The organism is Citrobacter sp. C5_2, from assembly GCF_014596845.2.
In the GTDB taxonomy this organism is placed as follows: Bacteria; Pseudomonadota; Gammaproteobacteria; order Enterobacterales; family Enterobacteriaceae; genus Citrobacter; species Citrobacter werkmanii.
Map to the genome: position 1 here is coordinate 4,652,853 of NZ_CP115032.1, position 24,238 is coordinate 4,677,090.

Genomic DNA, 24,238 nt, shown 5'->3' on the forward strand with positions numbered 1-24,238 from the left:
GGGCCTACCTGGATCGCACTTTTGTAGGCCGGATAAGGCGCAGCCGCCATCCGGCAAAAAATCTCGAGGCAAAAATGATTCGCGTTGAAAATGTCAGTAAAACCTTCGTGCTCCACCAGCAAAACGGCGTACGTCTGCCAGTGCTGCAAAACGCCACTCTGGCAGTGAAAAGCGGCGAATGCGTGGTGCTGCACGGTCACTCGGGCAGCGGTAAATCCACGTTGCTGCGTTCGCTGTACGCCAACTACCTGCCGGATGAAGGGCACATCCACATTCGCCACAGCGATGAATGGGTCGATCTGGTGCAGGCCCCGGCGCGCAAAGTGCTGGAAGTTCGCCGTTCAACCATCGGCTGGGTAAGCCAGTTTCTGCGCGTGATCCCCCGTGTCTGCGCCCTGGATGTGGTGATGCAGCCGCTGCTGGATCTCGGCGTATCCCGTGAAGAATGCGCCGCGAAAGCCGCCAGCCTGTTAACGCGTCTCAACGTACCGGAACGCCTGTGGCACCTGGCGCCATCGACCTTTTCCGGTGGCGAACAGCAGCGCGTCAACATCGCCCGTGGGTTTATCGTCGATTACCCTATTCTGCTGCTCGATGAGCCGACCGCCTCATTGGACGCCAAAAACAGCGCTGCCGTGGTGGCGTTGATTGAAGAGGCGAAAGCCCGCGGCGCAGCCATTGTCGGTATTTTTCACGATCAAACCGTGCGCGACCGCGTAGCGGACCGTCTGCACCTGATGGGAAAAACAGCATGATTATCAACAATGTAAAGCTGGTTCTGGAAGATGACGTGGTGCAAGGATCGCTGGAAATTGCGGGCGGGGTTATTCGCGCCTTTGCCGAAACCCAGAGCCGTCTGCCGGAGGCTTTAGACGGCGAAGGCGGCTGGCTGCTGCCAGGGTTGATTGAGCTGCATACCGATAATCTGGATAAATTCTTCACCCCGCGCCCGAAGGTCGACTGGCCTGCCCACTCGGCGATGAGCAGCCATGACGCGCTAATGGTCGCCAGCGGCATTACTACCGTGCTGGACGCGGTGGCGATTGGCGACGTGCGCGACGGCGGCGATCGGCTGGAAAATCTGGAGAAGATGATCAACGCCGTGGAAGAGACGCAAAAACGCGGGGTCAATCGCGCCGAACACCGCCTGCATCTGCGCTGCGAACTGCCGCACCACACCACCCTGCCGCTGTTTGAAAAACTGGTCGGGCGCGAGCCGGTGACGCTGGTTTCACTGATGGATCATTCGCCGGGCCAGCGCCAGTTCGCCAATCGAGAAAAGTACCGCGAGTATTATCAGGGCAAATATTCGCTCACCGACGAGCAGATGGCCCGCTATGAAGAAGAACAGTTGGCCCTCGCCGCACGCTGGTCGCAGCCCAATCGTAACGCCATCGCCCAGCTTTGCCGCGAACGTAATATCGCGCTGGCGAGCCATGACGATGCCACCAGCGAACATGTGCTGGAATCGCACCAACTTGGCAGCGTAATCGCCGAATTTCCTACCACTTTCGCGGCGGCTGAAGCCTCGCGCCAGCACGGAATGAACGTGCTGATGGGCGCGCCAAACATCGTGCGCGGAGGGTCTCATTCCGGCAATGTGGCGGCGCATAAGCTGGCTGAGCTGGGGTTACTGGATATTCTCTCCTCCGATTACTACCCCGCCAGCCTGCTCGACGCGGCATTTCGCGTAGCGGATGACGACGCCAACCGCTTTACACTGCCGCAGGCGATTCGTCTGGTGACCCGCAATCCGGCGCGGGCATTGAATCTCGATGATCGCGGCGTTGTTGCCGAAGGTAAACGGGCGGATCTGGTGCTGGCACATCGCAAAGGCGGCAACATCCATATCGACCACGTCTGGCGTCAGGGCAAAAGGGTATTCTGACTATGGGGAAACTGATCTGGCTGATGGGGCCATCCGGCTCTGGTAAGGACAGTCTGCTGGCGGAACTCCGCCTGCAGGAACCCGCGCAACTGCTGGTGGCGCATCGATACATCACCCGCGCCGCCAACGCCGGGAATGAAAACCATATTGCGCTGAGCGAACAAGAGTTTTTTACCCGCGCCGGGCAGAATCTGCTGGCGCTGAGCTGGCATGCAAACGGCTTCTACTACGGCGTGGGCGTGGAGATTGACCTCTGGCTGCACGCCGGTTTTGATGTGGTGGTCAACGGATCGCGCGCCCATCTGCCCCAGGCGCAGGCTCGTTATGGCGCGTCGTTACTTCCTATTTGCTTACAGGTTTCCCCAGCGATTCTACGGCAGCGTCTGCAGGCGCGTGGGCGGGAGAGTGAAACGGAAATCGCCGCCCGCCTTGAACGCGCGGCACGCTACGCGCCGTATGACTGCCACGTCCTCAACAATGATGGCAGTTTGCTACAGTCTGTCGATACACTGCTCGCACTGATGGGACGCAAGGAGAAGAAACATGTCTGTCTGTGAATTACGCCGCGCCACGCTCTACGATACCGATGCGGTTTACGCGCTTATCTGTGAACTCAAGCAGGGACAATTCGATCGCCAGACCTTTAGCGCCGGATACGCCGCGAATCTGCAAGATCCTAATATGCACTACCAGTTGGCGCTGCTCGACGGAGAAGTCGTCGGCTTGATCGGTCTGCACCTGCAGTTTCATCTGCACCACGCCAACTGGATTGGCGAGATTCAGGAACTGGTGGTGATGCCACAGGCGCGAGGATTAACGGTAGGCAGTCAGCTACTGGCCTGGGCCGAAGCCACCGCGCGCGAAGCAGGCGCAGAAATGACCGAGCTTTCCACCAGCACCCAACGCCTTAACGCGCACCGTTTCTACCAGCGCGAAGGCTATACCCAGAGCCATTTCCGCTTCACCAAACCGTTGTAGGGGGAGTCATGAGTCTGACCATTACGCTGACGGGAACCGGCGGCGCGCAGCTGGTGCCGGCATTTGGCTGCGACTGCGCGGCCTGTCAGCGGGCGCGCGTACAGGCGCAATACCGTCGACGCCCCTGTAGCGGGGTGGTCAAATTCAATCATGCGGTAACCCTGCTGGACGCGGGGATCCCGCATCTGATGGACGACTGGCCAGCGGGCAGCTTTCAGCAATTTCTGCTGACCCACTATCATATGGATCATGTGCAAGGACTGTTTCCGTTGCGCTGGGGCGTGGGGGCGAGCATCCCGGTGTACGGCCCACCGGATGAGCAGGGTTGCGACGATCTGTTTAAGCATCCCGGTATTCTCGATTTTAGCCATACCGTTGCGCCGTTCGTGGTATTTGACCTGCAAGGGTTGCAGGTGACGCCGCTGCCGCTCAACCATTCAAAGCTGACGTTTGGCTATTTGTTCGAGACCGCGCACTGCCGGGTGGCGTGGCTCTCCGACACCGCCGGGCTTCCCGATAAGACGCTGAAGTTTCTCCACAATAACCCACCACAGGTGATTATCATCGACTGCAGCCATGCCCCGCGCGCCGAACCGCCGCGCAATCATTGCGATCTCAATACCGTCATCGCGCTGAACGAGGTTATCCGCTGTCCAAGGGTTATCCTGACGCATATCAGCCATCAGTTTGATCTGTGGCTGATGGAAAATCCGCTGCCGACAGGCATCGAAGCAGGATATGACGGGATGGAGATTGTGCTGGATTAGCGAGATTTGCCGGACGCTGTGAAACACCTGCTCCGGCCTATAAGCAGCCTATCAGGCGACTTTCTTAGTGGCGACATTTCGCTGCGCGACAAAGTCTTTAACAGACATAATACGGTTCAGTTCTTCTTGCGCCCGCATGTCATTTTCAACTTCCCACAGGTCAACCGCCGACTGTAGGTTACGCCAGAAATCAACGGAGGTATCAAACGCTTTCGCCAGGCGAAATGCCATATCCGTTGTTAATTTGCGATTATTATTGACCAGTGCGCTCACCGTATTACGGTGAACATGCAGTATTTCAGCTAGATCGTTAATTTTCAGATCGAGCGGCTCCAGGTATTCATATTGCAGGACATCACCCACAGTAGTTGGTTTTCTGGTTGCCTGTTTCATATCGTTACCTTACATTTTTCTAGTAGATGTGTGGGTCTAAGTACACATCTTCGGCCTTACCGTTAACCCATTTAAATATTAATCGGTACTGCTTATTTACTCTTATTGAAGAATATTCCTGTAACTTTCCGGTTAACTCTTCATATCTATTCCCTGGCGGCGAGCGCAAATCCCGATGCGAAACCGCCGCATTGATGATATCCAGCTTTCTGGCTAATGCGGTGTGAATATCCGCGGGTATTTTTCTGTGCGGTGTTGCCCGCTCAAAAAAATCTTCAAGCCATGTATCCCGAAAATTTCTGATATTTAATGATTTAGACATTCCATTGCCAACACCTTTTGCATAAGCATAAAGAGATTGTAGTGCATAGATGCACTGTGCTCAAGTGCATTGATTAACATTAAGTTGGTGTGTTGGGCTCAATGGTAACTTTCATACCGGAAGTAAAATTATCACGCATATTGGGGAGTTAGATGCTAACGATCATAATCCTCTTCCATTCTGCGTTCTTCGTCTTCTAACTGACGCCGTTCCTGATCAAGCTGACGCTGACGGTCATCCAGTTGGCGACGTCGGTCTTCAAACTGGCGACGGCGATTATCATACTGCCTGCGCCGATCGTCACTCATCTGACGCTGCCAGCTTTCATCACGAGCGTCATCATAATCCCGCCCGTTGTCCGGTTTGTATGCGTCGTTAATCGCCTGCTGAATATTGCCGATGGCATCATCGATAATATCCGCCTGCGCCGAAACGGTGGTCATCATCAGCAGATAGAAAAGTAAGAATGTCGCGGAGCGTTGCATAAAACCAGCCTCATCGAGAAACTCGCCCCACGGTAATCAAAGCGAATTTGCGCGGGTAGCGGAGGAATCTCAATTACGCGAATGCCGCAGCGCTTGCGCCAGTTCTGTGCGGGTAAAGGGTTTACGCAATAACGCCACATCCGGCAGCGCCGGGTTATGGGCCGGACGCAAATCCTGACCGCTCATCAGCAGGATGTTCAGTTGCGGATAATGTGCCTGGGCATGATTAACCACATCCACGCCGCTTAAACCACCGGGCAGCATGACGTCGCTGATAAAAATATCAATCTCGGATGAAGCTGCCAGCATATGCATCGCCTGTTCCCCGTTGGCGGCTTCTAATGTCAGGTAGCCCAGCAGGTGTAATTGCTCACACAACGTCTGGCGCACATCAGCCTCGTCCTCAAGCACCAGCACCAGTTTTTCGCCACTATTAGCCGCGTGTTCCGCTATCGGTTCTGCCTCAGCCTGTACCGGTACTACGGCGCGAGGAAGCTGCAACCTGACCGTCGTTCCCTGCCCGGGAGCGCTTTCAATCTCCACACGCCCGCCGGACTGACGTACAAAGCCGTAGACCATTGATAACCCCAGCCCGCTGCCGCTGCCGGTCTGTTTGGTGGTGAAAAACGGTTCAAAGACCTGAGCTTTCACCTCCTGCGACATCCCGCAGCCCTGGTCGGCGACCTCCAGCATCACCATATCCTGCTTACGCCCATCGCTGCGCGTGACCCGCTGGTTCCAGGTACGGATTTTAATCGTGCCCGCCTGCCCGTCCATGGCGTCACGGGCGTTCATCACCAGATTGATAATGGCATTTTCCAGTTGGCTGACGTCAATCCACGCGGGCCAGGCGGGAGACTGGGCTTCAATCTCCAGCGTCAGCGTGGCCGGGAGCGAATGACGCATCAGTTCGCCCAGGTTTTCCAGCAGCGTTTTCAGCTCCACCGCGTGGGGATGCAAAGATTGCTTGCGCGAAAAGGCCAGTAGCCGCTGGGTAAGTAGCGCCCCGCGCTCGGCGGCTTTAAGGGCCCGATTGACCCGCAGCGCATCAGGTGAGTCTGGGTTCACCAGATCCAGACTGCCAATAATCACCGCCAGCAGGTTATTGAAATCATGCGCTAATCCGCCCGTCAGTTGCCCCACCGCCTTCAGCTTTTGGCTGTGCAGCAGCGCCTCTTCCAGTTCCTGGCGCTCGGTGCGGTCGATTTCCATTTGGCTGGTTTTTTCTTTAAGTAATCGGGTGGTGTGCTCCAGCGAAGCGGTGTTACGGGCAAAGACACTAAAAGCGCGGGCCAGTTCGCCCAGCTCATCGCGCCGTTGCAGGGCCGGAACGCTGACGTCCGATTCACCGTGCGCCAGCCGGGTCATCGCCTGCGAAATTGCCGTCAGGTTAGAGCCGAGGTTGCGATAGATATACCAACCGGCAAAACCGGTAATCACTACGGCCAGCAACGCAAACACCATAATAAACAACGCGCCGGATTGCAGTTCCTGATGGCTTTGCGCCACCCGCTGCTCAGAAATCAGCGCCACCTGCGAGGCATATTGATTGATATCACTATTAAGGATTGCCACCAGCGCTTTGATATGAAACATATACCAGTTGATCGCCAGATCGCTCTGCTCCAGCGCGGAAGAAAGCGGCTCCAGCTTATGCAGTTCCTGATTGAAATCGTTGAGGATTCTGCTTATCAACGGGCTGGAATGATGTAAAGGCAGCGCGCTCACCACGCTGTCGAGTTGTTTCACTACCGATCGCGGCGTGGGAGTCTCAATGGCGGCAACGATCAAGCGGTCTATTTGCCCCAGCAGCATGTCATCCTGCGCGCCGGTAAGCGTTTGCAGATGGCGCAAATAGCTTTGATTCTGATACAGCGAACTGAGCAGCGCGTTACGTTCCAGATGCCGCCGCTGTCCGCGCTGCAACATACCTTCCACACTGCTTTGTAACTCATTGCTGCGCTGGATAATGCGCTCGACCAGCACCGGCTCCTGCTGCGCCAGCGGGGCGCCAGCCAGTTGTTGCAGCGAATGCTTCAGCGCCCGCTGGGTCTCCTGCAACCGCTCCGCTTCACCTTTGTATTCCAGCGCGCCGACCACCTGCGACAGTCGCACCGCCGCCGTTGCTACGTTCGCCGTATCACGCGCCAGGTTCATGCTGCCGGTCATGTCATCAACGGTTTGCTGCTGTACCTGCTCCTGAATTTGACTGGCATGCTGAAACCCCAGCACCGCCACGCCGCTCACCATCAGCGTGACCGCCACCACCAGCAGATTGAAGAACAGTAATCGTCCGCGCGCACTGGCGAAAAAGTGACGTCCCGGTTGCGGCATATCACGCTCCGTGAAGAAAAATCGCAATATGACAAATATGAACGGCTTCTGACATTTTGCATTTACATTCCTGTGATGGACTGCTGATATCGGCCACCCCACAGGAGATCCGCTATGAGCAGGACACCGGTTCTGGAGATGCGCAACATTGCCAAAGCGTTTGGCAAATTTTACGCGCTGAAAGGGGTCGATTTAACCGTCTGGCCGGGGGAGATTCATGCCCTGATGGGCGAGAATGGCGCGGGGAAAAGCACGCTGATGAAAATCCTCGCGGGCGCCTACACCGCCACCAGCGGCGAGATCCTGATTGATGGTCAGCCGTTCCACATTCGTGGGCCAAAAGATGCGCTCAGCGCGGGCATCACGCTGATTTACCAGGAGATGCAGCTGGCGCCCAACCTGACGGTGGCGGAAAATATCTTTCTTGGCAGCGAGCTGTCGCGCGGCGGTCTGGTCCAGCGTAAAGAGATGGTGCTGCAGTCGCAGAAAGTCATCGACCGACTCGGCGCCCAGTTTAAGGCCAGCGATCGCGTGATGACGTTGACCATCGCCGAACAGCAGCAGGTGGAAATCGCCCGCGCTCTGCACCGTAACAGCCGCATTCTGGTGATGGATGAACCCACCGCCGCCCTCTCCTCACGTGAAACCCACCGCCTGTTCGAACTGATCATGCGCCTGCGCGATGAAGGGATGGCGATTATTTACATCAGCCACCGCATGGCCGAAGTGTACGAACTTTCCGATCGCGTCAGCGTCCTGCGCGACGGGCAATACGTCGGTAGCCTGACCCGCGACAAGCTCAACGCCCCTGAACTGGTGCGCATGATGGTGGGCCGTCCGCTAAGCGATCTGTTCAACAAAGAGCGCGATATTCCCTTAGGTAAAGCGCGCCTCAACGTCCACCACCTGACCGACGGTCATAAAGTCCAGCCGTGCAGCTTGTTGGTGCGCTCCGGGGAGATCGTCGGCCTCGCCGGGTTAGTTGGCGCCGGGCGCTCCGAACTGGCGCAACTGATTTTTGGCGTGCGTAAAGCCGTCGGCGGCATGATTGAAGTAGACGGTGAACCGGTGGTGATCCACTCCCCGCGCGAGGCGATTGATCACGGCATCGGCTTTCTGACCGAGAACCGCAAAGAACAGGGGCTGTTTTTAGAACTGGCGGCAGCAGAGAACATCACGATGGCGACGCTGGAGCGCGATGCCAACTGGGGCATGCTCGATCGTAAAAAGGCGCAGGCCATTTCCGATGACGCTATCAAACTGCTCAACATTCGCGTTCCGCACGCGCAGGTACGCGCAGGTGGGCTGTCCGGCGGTAATCAGCAAAAATTGTTGATCTCGCGCTGGGTGGCGATCGGCCCACGCATTTTGATCCTCGATGAACCCACGCGCGGGGTAGACGTTGGCGCGAAAAGCGAGATCTACCGGATCATGAACGACATGGCGCGCAAAGGCGTGGCGATCCTGATGATCTCCAGCGAATTGCCGGAAGTCGTTGGCATGAGCGATCGCGTGTACGTCATGCGCGAAGGCAGCATTGCCGGCGAGCTGAACGGACAGAGTATTACCCAGGAAAATATTATGACGCTGGCGACCGGCGTGAACGACTCCCATCATCAGGCGGTGTCCCATGAATAATCCAACCACTCCCCAGCAGGTGGCGAAATCCACCACCGCAAAAAAGATGCTGATGAGCGATCTGATGCAAACAGTCGGTATCTTGCCGATTTTGATCCTGATTGTGGCGGTATTTGGCTTTATCGCGCCCAACTTTTTCACCGAAAGCAACCTGCTGAATATTACCCGCCAGGCCTCGATCAACATCGTGCTGGCGGCTGGCATGACCTTCATCATTTTGACCGGCGGGATCGATCTCTCAGTTGGCTCGATTCTCGGCACCACCGCCGTTGCGGCGATGGTCGTTTCTCTTATTCCTGAGTTTGCCATGCTGTCGATTCCGGCGGCGCTGATGCTCGGCCTGGTGCTGGGGCTGTTTAACGGTGCGCTGGTGGCTTTTGCCGGGCTTCCGCCGTTTATCGTCACGCTTGGAACCTATACTGCGCTGCGCGGCGCGGCCTATCTGTTGGCCGATGGCACCACGGTGATTAACTCCAACATCAGTTTTGAATGGATCGGCAACAACTATCTCGGCCCGGTTCCGTGGCTGGTAGTCATTGCGCTGGCGGTGGTGGTGGTGTGCTGGTTTATTCTGCGCCGCACCACGCTCGGCGTTCATATCTACGCGGTCGGCGGCAACATGCAGGCCGCACGCTTAACCGGGATCAAAGTATGGCTGGTGCTGCTGTTCGTCTACGGCATCAGCGGTTTGCTTTCAGGTCTGGGCGGGGTGATGAGCGCCTCGCGGCTGTACAGCGCCAACGGCAACTTAGGTATGGGTTACGAGCTGGACGCCATCGCGGCGGTGATCCTCGGCGGCACCAGCTTTGTCGGCGGGATCGGCACCATCACCGGCACGCTGGTGGGGGCGCTGATCATCGCTACGCTCAACAACGGCATGACGCTGATGGGCGTCTCCTATTTCTGGCAACTGGTGATCAAAGGGGCGGTGATCATCATAGCGGTGCTGATCGACAAATACCGTACCCGACATCATCAAAGTGCATAGACAAGCTTACTGGCCTACCCCTTCGCAGGCCTGATAAGCGCAGCGCCATCAGGCGTATAACAACAATACCCTACGTGAGGAAACGAGTATGCGTTTGAAGCCATTAGTGACCGCGCTCTGTGCTGGCGCACTGCTTGCTGCAGCTCCGTTTGTGCAGGCAAAAGAACTGAAATCGATCGGCGTTACGGTGGGCGACCTGGCGAACCCGTTCTTCGTGCAAATAACCAAAGGCGCGGAGCTGGAAGCACGAAAGCTGGCGGGTGATAGCGTCAAAGTGACGCTGGTCTCCAGCGGCTACGATCTCGGGCAACAGGTGTCGCAGATCGACAACTTTATTGCCGCCAAAGTCGACATGATCATCCTTAACGCCGCGGACTCCAAAGGCATCGGTCCGGCGGTAAAACGCGCGAAAGACGCCGGGATTGTGGTGGTGGCCGTTGACGTGGCGGCGGAAGGCGCAGACGCGACCATCACCTCCGATAACACTCAGGCGGGTGAAATGGCCTGCAAATACATTACCGACCGTCTGAAAGGGAAAGGCAACGTCATCATCATCAACGGACCGCCGGTTTCCGCCGTCCAGAACCGTGTGGAAGGTTGCCAGACCGAGTTCAAACGCCATCCGGACATCAAAGTGCTGTCGTATAACCAAAACGCCAAAGGCAGCCGCGAGGGCGGGCTGGAGATCATGACCGCGCTGCTGGCGGCAAATCCGAAGATCGACGGTGTATTCGCCATTAACGATCCCACGGCGATCGGTGCCGATCTGGCGGCAAAACAGGCGCAGCGTAACGAATTCTTTATTGTCGGCGTCGACGGATCGCCAGACGGTGAAGAGGCGCTGAAGCGCGAAAACTCATTATTTGTGGCGACGCCAGCACAAGATCCGCAGGTGATGGCTGCCAAAGCGGTCGAGATCGGCTATGACATACTGCAGGGGAAACCCGCCCCAAAAGAGCCCGTGCTGATCCCGGTAACAATGATCGATAAAAACAACGTTGCCAATTATAAAGGTTGGACGGTGAAATAACCCGCCACAGCAACGCCGGATAGCGGCAAAATGCCTTCTCCGGCCTACAAGGTCGGTATCAATTTGTAGGCCGGAGAAGCGCAGCGCCATCCGGCATTATTCTAAGGAGAATTCTGCGATGAAACGCTCCGCAATAAACGAAATCCTTGGCCACACGCGCCAGTTTTTTTCTCTGCACGACGTGCACCTCCCCCCTTTCGCCAGTTTCCCGCCGACCCAATGGCGCAAGCTTGATGCCTCTGCCTGGAGCGAAGTTTTCGACCTTAAGCTCGGTTGGGATGTCACCGCATTTGGCGGCAACAATTTCGCCGCGCAAGGGTTAACGCTGTTCACCCTGCGTAATGGCTCGCCGAAAGGTATGCCTTACGAGAAATGCTACGCCGAGAAAATCATGCATGTTCGCGAGGCGCAGGTCACGCCGATGCATTTTCACTGGCGCAAACGCGAAGACATTATCAATCGTGGCGGCGGTAATTTAATTGTGGAACTGTGGAATGCGGGGCTCCGGGAGCAAACAGAGGACAGCGACGTGAACGTGGTGATTGACGGCTGTCGGCAAACCCATGCCGCGGGCAGCCAACTACGCCTGACGCCGGGGGAGAGCATCTGCCTGCCGCCGGGCCTGTATCACAGCTTCTGGGCGGAAAAAGGTTTTGGCGACGTGCTGGTTGGCGAGGTCTCATCTGTTAATGACGACGACCACGATAACCATTTTCTGCACCCTATCACCCGTTATAACGACATTGAAGAAGATGAACCGGCGCAGCTGGTGCTGTGTAACGAGTATCGCCTGTTCCGCTAACCAAGGAGCGCATTATGCCGTTGATATCTCTCGCCGATGGCCTCGCCCATGCCCGTGAGCACCGCTATGCTTTAGGCGCATTTAACGTTCTGGACTCGCATTTCCTGCGCGCCCTGTTTGCCGCGGCTAAACAGGAACGTTCGCCGTTCATTATCAACATCGCCGAAGTACATTTTAAATATATCTCGCTGGATTCTCTGGTCGAAGCGGTCAAATTTGAAGCCGCCAGGCACGACATTCCGGTGGTGCTGAACCTTGACCACGGCCTGCACTTTGAGTCAGTGGTGCGGGCGCTACGCTTAGGTTTCAGTTCAGTGATGTTCGATGGCTCCACGCTGGAGTATGAAGAAAATATCCGCCAGACCCGCGAAGTGGTGAAGATGTGCCACGCCATCGGCGTCTCGGTGGAAGCCGAACTGGGCGCAGTGGGTGGCGATGAAGGCGGCGCGCTGTACGGTCATGCTGACGAATCGTTGTTTACCGACCCGATGATGGCGCGTGATTTCGTCGACAGAACCGGAATTGACGCGCTGGCGGTCGCCATTGGCAATGCGCACGGCAAATATAAAGGCGAACCGGTGCTCGACTTTCCGCGTCTGGACGCTATTCGCCAGCAGGCGGCGATCCCGCTGGTACTGCACGGCGGCTCCGGCATCAGCAATAACGATTTCAAGCGCGCAATTGAACTCGGTATTCACAAAATCAACTTCTACACCGGCATGTCGCAGGCGGCGCTGACAGCGGTAGAGTCACGGATGGCCAATCGCCAGCCGCTGTACGACGAGTTTGCCGAACTGCTGCTGGCTATTGAAGAGGCCATTACCGATACCGTTTCAGAACAAATGCGCATTTTTGGCAGCGCGGGGCAGGTCTGATGGAACGCAAAGGCGTTATCGCCGCAGGCAACATGCTGGTCGATCATGTCCATCAAATTGTGCAATGGCCGGAACGCGGCTGGCTGGCGGAAATCACTCGAAGCGAACGCGCCACGGGTGGTGCGCCGCTGAACGTGCTGCTGACGCTGGCGAAAATGCACACCGGATTGCCGCTGCAGGCGGTGGGGTTAATCGGTCAGGACAGCGACGGCGACTACATCATGGCGATGCTGGAGCAGTATCACGTTAATCGCCAGCATGTGCAGCGCACCACATTCGCCCCCACGTCGATGTCGCAGGTGATGACCGACCCCAGCGGGCAGCGAACCTTTTTTCACTCGCCCGGCGCCAATCGACTACTGGACTTACCCGCCTTTGAGCAACTGGATACCTCGATGAAAATCTTCCATCTTGGCTATCTGCTGCTGCTCGACAGTCTGGACAAGCCGGATGAGGAGTACGGGACGCGTAGCGCACGGCTGCTGGCGCAAATGCGCGACAACGGCTTTGAAACGTCCCTGGATCTGGTATCGCGTAAGGGCGACCCGCGCTACCAGCCTCTGGTGATGCCGGCCCTGCGCCATCTCGACTATCTGGTGATTAACGAGCTGGAGGCCGGAGAGTTCAGCGGGCTGGAGATTCGCCAGCCCAACGGCGAGCTGCATATTCCCCATATCGCTACCGCCGCGCGCGAACTGCTGGATGCAGGCGTGCGCCAGCGGGTGGTGATTCACTGTCCGGAAGGCGCCTGGGGTGAAGAACCGGATCTGCCGGGCGTCTGGATACCGTCACAGTTACTGGCGCAAGAAGAGATTGTCGGCAGCGTCGGCGCAGGAGATGCGTTTTGCGCCGGATTTTTGTATGGCTGTCATGAGCGCTGGTCGCTGTCAGACAGTATCAGACTGGCGCACGCCTGCGCGCGCGCAAGCCTGCTGTGCGCCAACGCGATAGATGGTGCGAAAACGCTGACAGAGTTAAAAGCGACTATGGCTGATGGCTGACGCTCACGCCGCCTTATCGTGATGCTGCACATCGGCGGCAAACACATAGCCCAGCCCGCGCAGGGTTTTGATCAGCATTGGCTGGTGCGGGTTGTTCTCTATTTTGCGCCGCAGCCGCATGATTAACACATCAATGGTGCGGTCAAACACCTCAACGCTGTCGCTGCGCGTCAGTTCCAGCAATTGCTCGCGGCTGAGCACCCGACGAGCGTTTTGCGCCAGCGCCAGCAGCAGATTGTACTCACCCTGCGTCAGCTCCACCTTCAGTTGTTGAGGGTTATGTAACTGGCAACCGGCGGTATCCAGATGCCAGCCATTAAAGGAAAGCCCCGTAGTCTGTGAACCGCCGCTTTCTGCCGTTAACACGCCCACACGTCTGAGCACCGCCTTTACCCGTGCCACCAGCACCCGCGCATTGAACGGTTTCCCAATATAGTCGTCAGCGCCCATTTCCAGCCCGACCACCACATCCGATTCGCTACCTAAGCCCGTCAGCATGACTACCGGTAATCCGGGCCTCATCTTTTGCACCTGCTGCAGCACCATCAGACCGTTGATATCGGGCAACATCATGTCCAGCAATACCAGAGCGATATCCGGCTGAGTCTCAATGCAGCGCAGCGCCTCCTGTCCGCTATGGCACGCGCTCACTGCAAAGACGTGCTCGCTCAGCACATCCTGTAATAGCGTGCAGACAGCCTCGTCATCATCCACAACCAGTATGGCTGGCTTCATTGTTTTTCCCCATTTCTGGCCAACTTAAATGAGTGTGATTGATTCTGCACAGAGTGACAGCGATAAGGCACAAGGTTGTGCGGGAAACATAACCTCGGTCACACTGCCGGACCGTCACGTATTGGAGATTCGTCACGTCAAATATGACGACAGCCTGTTTTTCGTCAGAGTTTTGACCAAAAATCGCCCGTAATATCGACTAATGCCCCTGAAAAAAACATGGCATAAAAGATGCATAAGCAAAGCGACAAGCGCGTATGCGCGATTTGATTAACTGGAGCGAGACCGATGAAAAAAGTCGTCACGGTTTGCCCATATTGCGCATCAGGTTGCAAAATCAACCTGATGGTCGATAACGGCAAAATCGTCCGGGCTGAGGCGGCGCAGGGGAAAACCAACCAGGGTACCCTGTGTCTGAAGGGCTACTATGGCTGGGATTTTATTAATGATACCCAGATCCTGACCCCTCGTCTGAAAACCCCAATGATCCGTCGCCAGCGTGGCGGCAAACTGGAATCTGTTTCCTGGGATGAAGCGCTGAATTACGTCGCCGATCGCCTGAGCGCCATCAAAGCGAAGTACGGCCCGGACGCTATTCAGACGACCGGTTCATCTCGTGGTACAGGTAACGAAACCAACTATGTAATGCAAAAATTCGCGCGCGCCGTTATTGGTACCAATAACGTCGACTGCTGCGCTCGCGTCTGACACGGCCCTTCGGTTGCAGGTCTGCACCAATCGGTCGGTAACGGCGCAATGAGTAATGCTATCAATGAAATTGATAACACGGAATTAGTGTTCATCTTCGGGTATAACCCGGCGGATTCCCACCCGATCGTGGCGAATCACGTGATTAACGCTAAACGTAACGGGGCGAAAATTATCGTCTGCGATCCGCGCAAAATTGAAACCGCGCGTATTGCCGACATGCACATCGCGTTGAAAAACGGCTCGAACATCGCGCTGCTCAACGCCATGGGGCATGTCATCATCGAAGAAAAACTGTACGACCAGGCGTTCGTCGCCTCCCGTACGGAAGGATTCGAAGAGTACAGCAAGATTGTCGAAGGCTATACGCCGGAGTCTGTCGAAGATATCACGGGCGTTAGCGCGCACGATATTCGTCAGGCTGCACGTATGTACGCCACGGCGAAAAGCGCGGCAATTCTGTGGGGCATGGGTGTAACCCAGTTCTATCAGGGTGTTGAAACCGTGCGTTCACTGACCAGCCTCGCGATGCTGACCGGTAACCTCGGTAAGCCAAGCGTGGGCGTTAACCCGGTTCGTGGCCAGAACAACGTTCAGGGCGCATGCGACATGGGCGCGCTGCCGGATACCTATCCGGGCTATCAGTACGTGAAATTCCCGGAAAACCGCGAGAAATTCGCTAAAGCCTGGGGTGTGGAAAGCCTGCCTGCGCATACCGGCTATCGCATCAGCGAACTGCCGCACCGTGCAGCGCATGGCGAAGTGCGCGCGGCGTACATTATGGGTGAAGATCCATTACAGACCGATGCTGAGCTCTCCGCAGTGCGCAAAGGCTTTGAGGATCTGGAACTGGTCATCGTGCAGGATATCTTCATGACCAAAACCGCCGCTGCCGCAGACGTTATTTTACCGTCTACGTCATGGGGCGAGCATGAAGGCGTCTTTTCTGCGGCGGACCGTGGCTTCCAGCGCTTCTTTAAAGCCGTTGAGCCGAAGTGGGATCTGAAAACGGACTGGCAGATTATCAGTGAAATCGCCACCCGTATGGGCTACCCGATGCACTACAACAACACCCAGGAAATCTGGGATGAGTTGCGTCATCTGTGCCCGGATTTCTACGGCGCCACTTACGAGAAAATGGGCGAACTGGGTTATATCCAGTGGCCTTGCCGCGACACCTCAGATGCCGACCAGGGTACGTCTTACCTCTTCAAAGAGAAGTTTGACACCCCGAACGGCCTGGCGCAGTTCTTCACCTGCGACTGGGTAGCGCCAATCGACAAACTCACCCCGGAGTACCCGATGGTACTGTCGACGGTGCGTGAAGTCGGCCACTACTCTTGCCGTTCGATGACCGGTAACTGTGCGGCGCTGGCCGCGCTGGCGGATGAGCCGGGCTATGCCCAGATCAACACCGCTGACGCAGAGCGTCTGGGTATTCAGGATGAAGATCTGGTGTGGGTTAACTCACGTAAAGGCCGGGTTATTACCCGCGCGGCAGTCAGCGATCGTCCAAACAAAGGCGCGATTTACATGACCTACCAGTGGTGGATTGGGGCATGTAATGAACTGGTAACCGAGAACTTAAGCCCGATTACCAAAACGCCAGAGTACAAATACTGTGCCGTTAACGTTGAACGCATTGCCGATCAGCGCGCTGCCGAGCAGTATGTTATTGATGAGTACACCAAGCTGAAAGCCAGCCTGCGCGAAAGCGCGATGGGTTAAGCCTGAGCCTACGGCCTCCATTCGGAGGCCGTTTTTTTATGCACGCGATCTCTTTATACTGTCTACTCCGTACCCTAAATAAAACTCAAAATGAAACAACTTCTTGCATTGATGTTCTTCGTGACATTCTTTGCCCATGCCAGTGATACTGAACCCGGAAGCCAGTATCTACAGGCAGCAGAGGCAGGTGACCGACGCGCGCAGTATTTCCTCGCCGATACCTGGTTCAGTTCAGGCGATTTAAGCAAAGCCGAATACTGGGCGCAAAAAGCCGCCGACAACGGTGATGCGGATGCATATGCTTTGCTGGCGCAAATTAAGATAACCAACCCGGTCAGTCTGGATTACCCTCAGGCCAAAACGCTGGCGGAAAAAGCGACGCAGGCGGGCAGTAAGGCCGGGGAAATTACGCTGGCGCGTATTCTGGTGAACACCCAGGCAGGCCGCACCGATTACCCCAAAGCCATTACCTTGCTGCAAAACGCCTCCGAGGATCTGGAAAATGACTCCGCCGTCGACGCGCAAATGCTGCTCGGACTGATTTACGCCAACGGCGTCGGTATTCCTGCTGACGATGAGAAAGCGACGTGGTATTTCAAGCGTAGTTCAGCTATTTCCCGCACCGGGTATTCCGAATACTGGGCCGGGATGATGTTCTTAAACGGCGAGCAGGGTTTTATCGAGAAGAATAAACAGAAAGCGCTGCACTGGTTGAATCTGAGCTGTATGGAAGGATTCGATACCGGCTGCGAAGAGTTTGATAAGTTAGCCAACGGCTAATGGTTTGCATTGCCGGATGGCGGCGCAAGCGCCATCCGGCAATCTGTCATTAATTACTGATTAGCAGTCTTATCAAATTTGCCCAGCACGTCGCGCTCATAGGCCAGCGCTTTCTTGCGGTCAAATTTGTGTTCCCACTTGGCGATAACCAGCACGGCCAGCGCATTACCCACCACGTTCAGCGCAGTACGCGCCATATCGAGGATACGGTCAACACCGGCAATAAACGCCAGACCTTCCAGCGGGATCCCCACGCTGCCAAGCGTTGCCAGCAACACCACAAACGATACGCCCGGCACGCCCGCAATCCCTTTTGAGGTCACCATCAGCGTCAGCACCAGCACGATTTCCTGCCACAGCGACAGATCGATACCGTACAGCTGCGCAATAAAGATAGCGGCGATACTCTGGTACAGCGTTGAGCCATCAAGGTTGAATGAGTAACCGGTCGGCACCACAAAGCTGGTGATTGACGCCGGCGCGCCGTAGGCTTCCATCTTCTCAATAATACGCGGCAGCACGCTCTCAGAACTGGCGGTCGAGTAGGCCAGAATCAGCTCGTCTTTCAGAATGCGGATCAGGATCCAGATGCTCAAACCGCAGATGCGCGCGACGATCCCCAGCACCACCAGCGCGAAGAACAGGATGGCGAAATGCACCAACAGCACCAGCTTCGCCAGCGGCCACAGGGAGGCAAAACCGAAGTTCGCAACGGTAACGGCGATCAACGCAAAAACCCCGACTGGCGCGTAACGCATCACCATGTGCGTCACTTTAAACATGGTTTCGGAGATCGAGCGGAACACGGTAACCAGCGGCTCGCGGTGAGTTGCCGGCAGAGAAGACAGACCTAAACCGAACAGTACCGAGAAGAAGATAATCGGCAGCATGTCGCCTTTTGCCATCGACGCGACGATGTTGGTCGGCACCAGTGACAAAATCGTGCCCATCAGGCCATGCGCGTGGCTCTGTACTTCTGCGGTGGTGCTCTGATATTTCGAAATATCGACGGTTGCCAGCTGCGACATATCAACCCCGGTACCGGGCTGGAACACATTCGCCAGCGTGATACCAAGGATAATCGCCACGGTGGTGATCACTTCGAAATAGATAATCGTTTTGGCGCCAATACGGCCCAGCTGTTTGGCATCGCCCACCCCGGCTATGCCGACAATCAACGTAGAGATGACAATCGGCACGACGATCATTTTGATCAGGTGGATAAAGATATCGCCCGCCGGAGACAGCAGGTTTACAATCAGCCATTCACGACTGTCACTATGGTAATGCAGGTAACTCCCTAGCAGAATGCCCAGCACCATAGCGATTAGAATCTGCCATGCCAGGCTGACTTTCAAATTTTTCATAACAACGGACTTCCTCGATGGAGCGCTATTCCACATGCAGCGTGTGGGAATAGTACATACTGAAAGGGTATGATTTGTGTTGCGTTCGTTTATGGAGTTTTTTAACGCTTATTATCATTATCATCTGCATGGCATTCAGCGCAACCCTCTGAGAACAGGGCCTTTTGCTGATTATTTGCATAAAAATGCAATTTTATCGGGATAATGATGAATAACTTTTTGTTATAAAAGAATTTTAATATGTTCAAAAATGAAGAAGTCAGGGCATGAGTTTTTTTTGCTCGCTTGTTCGTTTGCCTGTTTTTTAAACAGGCAAAATGATACAAATCGCAAATAAAACAAATTTATTTTTGCCGATTCTGCAACAACTTCGCCATATTAATAGAGTCAATGAGCTGTACCCGATTCACCCTCGGCGAGTTTAAATCCATAACCTTTTGCCACACTGAGATAGCCTGAGCGTAGTCTGCCTGCATAAACGCATCGGAAGCTAACAGCATCAGCGCAGTGACCTCTGTCGGGTCCAGCGCCAGAGCCTTATCAATCATCTCGCGGGTGGGCGGCGTCATATGTTGCCCGGCCTGATAGTACAGCACCGTCGCCAGCGCGGAATAGATTTCGGCGTTTTCACCGCGTATACGCAGCGCCTGCTCGTAGGCCAGCAGCGCATTATGATACGCGTTTTGCCACAGATAGTACTCACCCAGTTGCGCCCATTTCACTGCGTCCTGCGGATTCGCACGAATTTGCGATTGCAGAGAAAATAGCTGTTTTTCCTGAATATTTTCATCAGAAAAAGCATGTAAGGGGTCTGCCAGACGCGCCTGCTCCTGACGTGCCGCCTGCCATTTTGGCGTTAACAGGTAACCGCCGATGCAGGCCACCACCATCAGCACCGCCGCAGCAGCCAGCCGCTTCACGGGCATGGGACGTAACGGCGCAGTGGAATGTTCGGCCTGGCTCATTGTTCATCCTCCTGCGCACGCTGACGCTTCCTCACCTGCCAGACCACCACGCCCACCAGCAATAACAGCAGGCACGGCAGCGCCCACAACAGCAGCGTTTGCTTATTCAACGGCGGGTTGTAGCGCACGAAATCACCGTAACGCTCGGTCATCCAGGCGGTGATTTCCGCTTCGCTTTTACCTTCGGCAACCATGCTGTAAACCTGATGGCGCATACTGACCGCCACGGGCGCATTGGATTCCAGCAAGTTCTGGTTCTGACACTGCGGACAGCGCAACTGACTGGCAATAGACAGCGCTTTCTCCTGCTGCTGCGGGTTGGCAAACGTCCATGTGTCCACCACCTGGGCATGGGTAGTGAAAGTAATGAAAAACTGGAGGATCGTTAAGAGTAAAAACGTTCTGCCGGATGGCGCTACGCTTATCCGGCCTACGGTTTGCGCCCCCTGTAGGCCGGATAAGGCGTTTACGCCGCCATCCGGCAACGCTGTGATTAATTTACGCATCATGCTTCCTCCCTCGCCATGCGCTCAGCAGCGCGCCAAACACCATCAACAATCCCCCTCCCCAGATCCAGCGCACGCCAGACTGCACGTATAAGCGCATGGCGTAACGGTCCGGTCCGGTTTTTTCGCCCATCACCGCGTACCAGTCATGCATCAGATTCCAGCGGATACCCGGCTCCATCATCTGTTGACGACGCGCGGCATAGAAGCGCCTTTCGGGCTGCAGGCTACCGATACGCTGCTCATTTTGCCACAACGTGATCAGCGCTTTTTCACTGGTGTAGTTGCCTTTGGCTTCCAGGTCGAGACGCTCAAAACGGAAAATGTAGCCCGCAAGCGCGACCTGCTGCCCAGGGCTCAGATTCAGGCTTATCTCCTGACGACTACCGCTGGAAAAGACGATCCCAGCCGCAAGCACCAATACCCCGGTATGCGCCAGCAGTGCGGGAAGCTGACAACGCAAAGAGACTTTGCGGCTTCTGATCGTTGCCAGCACGATAACCAGCAGCATCAGCAGCCCAAACGGCAGCGTGGCACGGTTAAAGTACGGCGCGCCAACGGAGAGCCTTCCCCAGCCGAACAACCCGTAAATCATCGGATAGAGCGTGCCAATCAGCACAATCAGTAGCACCGCGCAAAAAAGTAATAGCGCGACCAGAATCAGCATCTCGCGCGACCAGCCGCCAAAACGCGCACTTTGGCGAACTTGCTGGCCTCGCCAGGCGTACAACCCCAGCGACGCCAGACTCAATACGCTAAACAGCGCAAACAGCGGCGCGGCGCGCACGTTATCCAACGCAAAGGCATGTACCGAAACAAGAATGCCGGAACGCACAATCAGCGTCCCCAGCAGCGATAAGATCAGCGTGACGATCGCCAGCAGCAGCGACCAGTGGCGGAAGATCCCACGCTGACGCGTGACAAACAGGCTATGCAGCAACGCGCTGGCAGAGAGCCAAGGTAATAAGGAGGCATTTTCGACCGGGTCCCAGAACCACCACCCCCCCCAGCCCAGCTCGCAGTAGGCCCACCAGGAACCGAGGATTATCCCCAGCGTCAGCGCGCACCAGCCGGGCAACGCCCAGCGCCAGCACACCCAGGCGCTCTGCGCGTTAAAGTCACCGCGCAGCAGTGAGGCCAGCGCCACGCCCGCGGCTACCATCAAACCACCGTAACCCAGGTACAGCAGCGGCGGGTGGAGGATTAACCCAAGATGTTGCAGCATCGGGTTAAGGTCCCGTCCTTCTATAGCAGGCGGGAAAATACGTACGAAGGGATCGGACCAGACCACCACAAACAGCAGTAACAGGGCCGTCACCAGCGACAGGACGCTAAGCGTCAGCGGAAACAGTGGATCAGAATCACGCCGATAGCACAAAGCGAACAGCGCGCTCCAGCCGGAAAGAAACAGCACCCACAGCAGCAGCGAGCCTTCATGGCCGCCCCACACCGCCGCCAGTTTTAATCCCCACGGCAGCAGGCTGTAGCTGTGCTGGGCAACATAGACCACCGAAAAGTCGCTGGTCAGAAAGCAGAATACCAGAATGGCAAAAGCCAGCAGCAGTAGCGCAAACTGCGCCCACACGCCCACGCTTGCCAGGCGCATCACGCCCTGCCAGCGCTGGCGAATCCCCATCAGCACGGCAAGCGGGGTCAACACATTGACCCCGAGGCTTAATAACAGTGCCAGAAAACCGGCTTCAGGAAGGAGAACGTCCAGATATCACCTTACGCAACGGTTAGCTGACCCGCATAGAGAATGAAAAAGCGCAGCAGCAGTACGCCGGTCAGGCTGGCGCCGCAGACTGCCAATACGCCATGAAACGTCGAACTGCGGTTGGCCCAGGGTTTTAGCAGCATCGGCAGTATCAGCCCAAGCCCAGCCACGCCAAGCCAGAACCACCAGGTCCAGAATCCGCCGCCCAGCGCCGCCGCCAGCGCGCGCATTTTGCCGTCATCGCCCAGCGCCAGGCCGACGAAGAACGCCGCCAGCAGGAAGATCTCCAGCCATACCACCGGGACCTCCATGCGATGCACAAAGTGCGCTTCAGTGCTGTGCGGGTTGCTACGATGGCGTAACGCCATGGCGATCAGCGCCACCGCCGCGCCGGAGGAGATCCCGGAGAACAGGAACAGGACCGGCAGGATCGGGTTATTCAGGAACGGGTAGGACTTCAGCGCCGAGAGCAAAAACCCGGTGTACGCCCCAAGCAGAACCGCCAGCACCAGCATTAACGTCTCCAGTGCACGGTGGAACGGCGTTATCAGCGTCAACGCTTTCTGCACGATCCCTAACCGCGGCAGCCAGCGTTGTTGCAGGGCAATCACCTCTTTTTCAAAGATTTTTGCCAGCCACAGCACCAGTACCACCATGTACAACTGGAACAGCATGACCCCCATCGACATCACCGAGGTGAAGCTGTAGTGGAACATCAGTTTCCAGAAGGTCCATGGCCGCGTCAGGTGGAATACCAGAATCAGCAGACCGAAGATAATCGCCCCCGGCCCTAACACCAGCGTGGTGCGCAGCAGCGTGCTGTCCGAACCGCCCGCCTCAGGATGGAAGCGACGCAGCAGAATCGCCAACGTAACCAGTCCGGCGGAGATGCCAATCAGAAACAGATAGATGGCGATGGGCCAGTCCCACACCAGTGATTCAAAATGAAATGCAGAAGCGGGTGTCATTGGCTCACCTCCCCATATTTAAAGGGAACGCGGTAGACCTTCGGTTTTGTGCCCAGCGCCAGCTTGTAACGATAGGTGGTTTTCTGCTGCAACAAACGGGAGATATCGCTGTTGGGATCGTCCAGATTACCAAACGTCAGCGCCTTCGTCGGGCATGACTCAACGCAGGCGGGCTGTTTGCCCGCTTTCAGGTTGGTTTTCCGGCAAAAATCGCATTTATCCGCCGTTTTGCTCACCGGATGGATAAAGCGCACGCGATAAGGACACGCGGCGATACAGTACTGACAGCCAACGCAAAGATCAGGGTTCACATCCACAATGCCGTTGGCGGCATCGCGATACGATGCCCCCGTCGGGCAGACGTCAACGCAGGGGGCATGGTCGCAATGCTGGCACGAGTGGCGGAAAAAGCGATATTTCACATCAGGAAACGTCCCCTGCGGCTCGCTGCGAATAATCGTCAGACGCGATACGCCTTCCGGTACGTTGTTGACTTCCCGACAAGCATCCATGCAGGCCGTGCAGCCGATGCATAATGACTCATCGTGTACCATTCCGTAACGCACGCCGTTGATATTCAGCGTCTTCGCCACAACGCGTCCCGCCGTCCCGCTCACTGCCACCAGCGCGCCGACGCCGGTGATAAACTGGCGACGAGAGCAACTCATGGATGCTCCTTAAGCAACGGAACCGACGCCGGATTAAAGTTCGGATTGTTACGCTGATCGCTGTGGCAATCGACGCAAATCTTGATCCGTCCTTTATCGCTTAGCGTCTGCATCGTGTCTTGCTTCGGATGCAGTGAGTGACAGCTGGCGCACGCCACTTTTGTGACGTGGACATCGTGCGGCCAGAACGCTTTTTGCAGCTGCTCAGGCAGGTGACAGGACATACAGACGCTGTTCTGCTGCTCCACGTTGTACATTGGCTCATTAAAGCGCATCACATCCTTCACCCCTTCGCGGTGGTTCGGTGACGGCTGGCCGTGACAGTTGGTGCAGGTGACCGGCAGTTTGTTGTTCGGGTTAATGACTTGCGCATGTTTACCATGCATGCCTTCGGTATCCGGCTTGTGACAATCCAGACAGGCAGCATCCGGATTACGCTGCTGAGTAACCGTCCAGCGTTGATCCGACTCCTGCGGCGTTGGCGTGGCAGTGATTCCACTCAGGCTCCAGAACAGGCCTGACGCCAGCACCCCAGCAGTTAATAACGAACGTAATACGCTCATATTCACTCCGTTGAGTTATCCGCCCCTTACGG

The 24,238-nt window shown here is 56.2% G+C and carries 23 protein-coding genes and 1 pseudogene; 13 read left to right on the forward strand and 11 right to left on the reverse strand.

Annotated features, from left to right (window positions below; all coding sequences use genetic code 11):
• Positions 1-74: 74 nt before the first annotated feature.
• From phnL to phnP, 5 genes are read left to right on the forward strand one after another with little or no spacing between them, the layout of a single operon-like run.
• Entirely contained in the window at positions 75-755 is a 681-nt protein-coding gene (phnL, locus tag ICA20_RS22620) for a phosphonate C-P lyase system protein PhnL (protein ID WP_038636377.1), read from the forward strand.
• Entirely contained in the window at positions 752-1,888 is a 1,137-nt protein-coding gene (gene phnM, locus ICA20_RS22625; RefSeq protein WP_038636374.1) for an alpha-D-ribose 1-methylphosphonate 5-triphosphate diphosphatase, read from the forward strand. Before phnL ends, phnM begins: the two co-directional genes overlap by 4 nt.
• Positions 1,889-1,890: 2 nt before the next feature.
• Positions 1,891-2,445: a ribose 1,5-bisphosphokinase gene (gene phnN, locus ICA20_RS22630; RefSeq protein WP_038636371.1), complete on the forward strand. Its 555-nt coding sequence runs from the start codon at positions 1,891-1,893 to the stop codon at positions 2,443-2,445.
• Positions 2,432-2,866: an aminoalkylphosphonate N-acetyltransferase gene (gene phnO / locus ICA20_RS22635; RefSeq protein WP_038636367.1), complete on the forward strand. Its 435-nt coding sequence runs from the start codon at positions 2,432-2,434 to the stop codon at positions 2,864-2,866. The genes phnN and phnO overlap by 14 nt, the downstream gene beginning before the upstream one ends.
• A gap of 8 nt (positions 2,867-2,874) precedes the next feature.
• Positions 2,875-3,633, forward strand: a complete 759-nt coding sequence (gene phnP / locus ICA20_RS22640; RefSeq protein WP_038636364.1) for a phosphonate metabolism protein PhnP — start codon at positions 2,875-2,877, stop codon at positions 3,631-3,633.
• Positions 3,634-3,684: 51 nt separating this feature from the next.
• On the opposite strand, the gene ICA20_RS22645 is transcribed toward phnP, so the two are convergent.
• The 4 genes from ICA20_RS22645 to ICA20_RS22660 form a co-directional block, all read right to left on the reverse strand.
• The gene (locus tag ICA20_RS22645; protein WP_038636361.1) at positions 3,685-4,026 is read right to left on the reverse strand and encodes a HigA family addiction module antitoxin; all 342 of its coding nucleotides are present in this window, start codon (positions 4,024-4,026) and stop codon (positions 3,685-3,687) included.
• A gap of 19 nt (positions 4,027-4,045) precedes the next feature.
• Positions 4,046-4,348, reverse strand: a complete 303-nt coding sequence (locus ICA20_RS22650; protein WP_038636359.1) for a type II toxin-antitoxin system RelE/ParE family toxin — start codon at positions 4,346-4,348, stop codon at positions 4,046-4,048.
• Positions 4,349-4,503: 155 nt separating this feature from the next.
• On the reverse strand, positions 4,504-4,833 hold the full coding sequence (gene yjdP, locus ICA20_RS22655) for a DDRRRQL repeat protein YjdP (protein WP_038636356.1): 330 nt from the start codon (positions 4,831-4,833) through the stop codon (positions 4,504-4,506).
• Positions 4,834-4,902: 69 nt separating this feature from the next.
• Entirely contained in the window at positions 4,903-7,167 is a 2,265-nt protein-coding gene (locus tag ICA20_RS22660) for a hybrid sensor histidine kinase/response regulator (protein WP_038636353.1), read from the reverse strand.
• A 114-nt stretch (positions 7,168-7,281) separates the two neighbouring features.
• Here ICA20_RS22660 and ICA20_RS22665 point away from each other — a divergent pair, with 114 nt between their 5' ends.
• The 6 genes from ICA20_RS22665 (at position 7,282) to ICA20_RS22690 (ending at position 13,501) form a co-directional block, all read left to right on the forward strand.
• Positions 7,282-8,805, forward strand: a complete 1,524-nt coding sequence (locus ICA20_RS22665; protein WP_038636350.1) for a sugar ABC transporter ATP-binding protein — start codon at positions 7,282-7,284, stop codon at positions 8,803-8,805.
• Positions 8,798-9,793: a ribose ABC transporter permease gene (locus ICA20_RS22670; RefSeq protein ID WP_038636347.1), complete on the forward strand. Its 996-nt coding sequence runs from the start codon at positions 8,798-8,800 to the stop codon at positions 9,791-9,793. The genes ICA20_RS22665 and ICA20_RS22670 overlap by 8 nt, the downstream gene beginning before the upstream one ends.
• A gap of 88 nt (positions 9,794-9,881) precedes the next feature.
• Positions 9,882-10,823 carry an ABC transporter substrate-binding protein gene (locus ICA20_RS22675; protein WP_038636344.1) on the forward strand — a complete coding sequence of 314 codons (942 nt, stop codon included), beginning with the start codon at positions 9,882-9,884 and terminating at the stop codon, positions 10,821-10,823.
• Between the two features lie 118 nt (positions 10,824-10,941).
• Entirely contained in the window at positions 10,942-11,625 is a 684-nt protein-coding gene (locus ICA20_RS22680) for a D-lyxose/D-mannose family sugar isomerase (protein WP_038636341.1), read from the forward strand.
• Between the two features lie 14 nt (positions 11,626-11,639).
• On the forward strand, positions 11,640-12,500 hold the full coding sequence (locus ICA20_RS22685; protein WP_038636338.1) for a ketose 1,6-bisphosphate aldolase: 861 nt from the start codon (positions 11,640-11,642) through the stop codon (positions 12,498-12,500).
• Positions 12,497-13,501 (forward strand): carbohydrate kinase family protein, encoded by a 1,005-nt coding sequence (locus ICA20_RS22690; protein WP_129694884.1) that lies wholly within the window; start codon positions 12,497-12,499, stop codon positions 13,499-13,501. Before ICA20_RS22685 ends, ICA20_RS22690 begins: the two co-directional genes overlap by 4 nt.
• A 3-nt stretch (positions 13,502-13,504) precedes the next feature.
• Here the strand turns inward: ICA20_RS22690 and ICA20_RS22695 are convergent, their stop codons facing one another.
• Positions 13,505-14,236, reverse strand: coding sequence for a response regulator transcription factor (locus ICA20_RS22695; RefSeq protein WP_038636331.1), 732 nt, complete (start codon positions 14,234-14,236; stop codon positions 13,505-13,507).
• A gap of 288 nt (positions 14,237-14,524) precedes the next feature.
• On the opposite strand from ICA20_RS22695, the gene fdhF reads away from it, so the two are divergent.
• Complete coding sequence (fdhF, locus tag ICA20_RS22700; RefSeq protein WP_080700394.1) at positions 14,525-16,672, forward strand: formate dehydrogenase subunit alpha; 2,148 nt, start codon at positions 14,525-14,527, stop codon at positions 16,670-16,672.
• Between the two features lie 90 nt (positions 16,673-16,762).
• Positions 16,763-17,452: a Sel1 family TPR-like repeat protein YjcO gene (gene yjcO / locus ICA20_RS22705; protein ID WP_038636323.1), complete on the forward strand. Its 690-nt coding sequence runs from the start codon at positions 16,763-16,765 to the stop codon at positions 17,450-17,452.
• A 53-nt stretch (positions 17,453-17,505) separates the two neighbouring features.
• On the opposite strand, the gene gltP is transcribed toward yjcO, so the two are convergent.
• From gltP to nrfB, 6 genes and pseudogenes are all read right to left on the reverse strand, one after another.
• Positions 17,506-18,819: a glutamate/aspartate:proton symporter GltP gene (gene gltP / locus ICA20_RS22710; protein ID WP_038636320.1), complete on the reverse strand. Its 1,314-nt coding sequence runs from the start codon at positions 18,817-18,819 to the stop codon at positions 17,506-17,508.
• A 344-nt stretch (positions 18,820-19,163) separates the two neighbouring features.
• The gene (gene nrfG, locus ICA20_RS22715) at positions 19,164-19,784 is read right to left on the reverse strand and encodes a heme lyase NrfEFG subunit NrfG (protein ID WP_038636317.1); all 621 of its coding nucleotides are present in this window, start codon (positions 19,782-19,784) and stop codon (positions 19,164-19,166) included.
• Positions 19,781-22,010, reverse strand: a pseudogene (nrfF, locus tag ICA20_RS22720) (heme lyase NrfEFG subunit NrfF). The gene nrfG and the pseudogene nrfF overlap by 4 nt, the downstream one beginning before the upstream one ends.
• Before the next feature lie 8 nt (positions 22,011-22,018).
• Complete coding sequence (gene nrfD / locus ICA20_RS22725) at positions 22,019-22,975, reverse strand: cytochrome c nitrite reductase subunit NrfD (RefSeq protein WP_006688269.1); 957 nt, start codon at positions 22,973-22,975, stop codon at positions 22,019-22,021.
• Positions 22,972-23,643 carry a cytochrome c nitrite reductase Fe-S protein gene (nrfC, locus tag ICA20_RS22730; protein ID WP_038636309.1) on the reverse strand — a complete coding sequence of 224 codons (672 nt, stop codon included), beginning with the start codon at positions 23,641-23,643 and terminating at the stop codon, positions 22,972-22,974. Before nrfC ends, nrfD begins: the two co-directional genes overlap by 4 nt.
• Positions 23,640-24,206, reverse strand: a complete 567-nt coding sequence (gene nrfB / locus ICA20_RS22735; protein WP_038636307.1) for a cytochrome c nitrite reductase pentaheme subunit — start codon at positions 24,204-24,206, stop codon at positions 23,640-23,642. Before nrfB ends, nrfC begins: the two co-directional genes overlap by 4 nt.
• Positions 24,207-24,238: the final 32 nt, after the last annotated feature.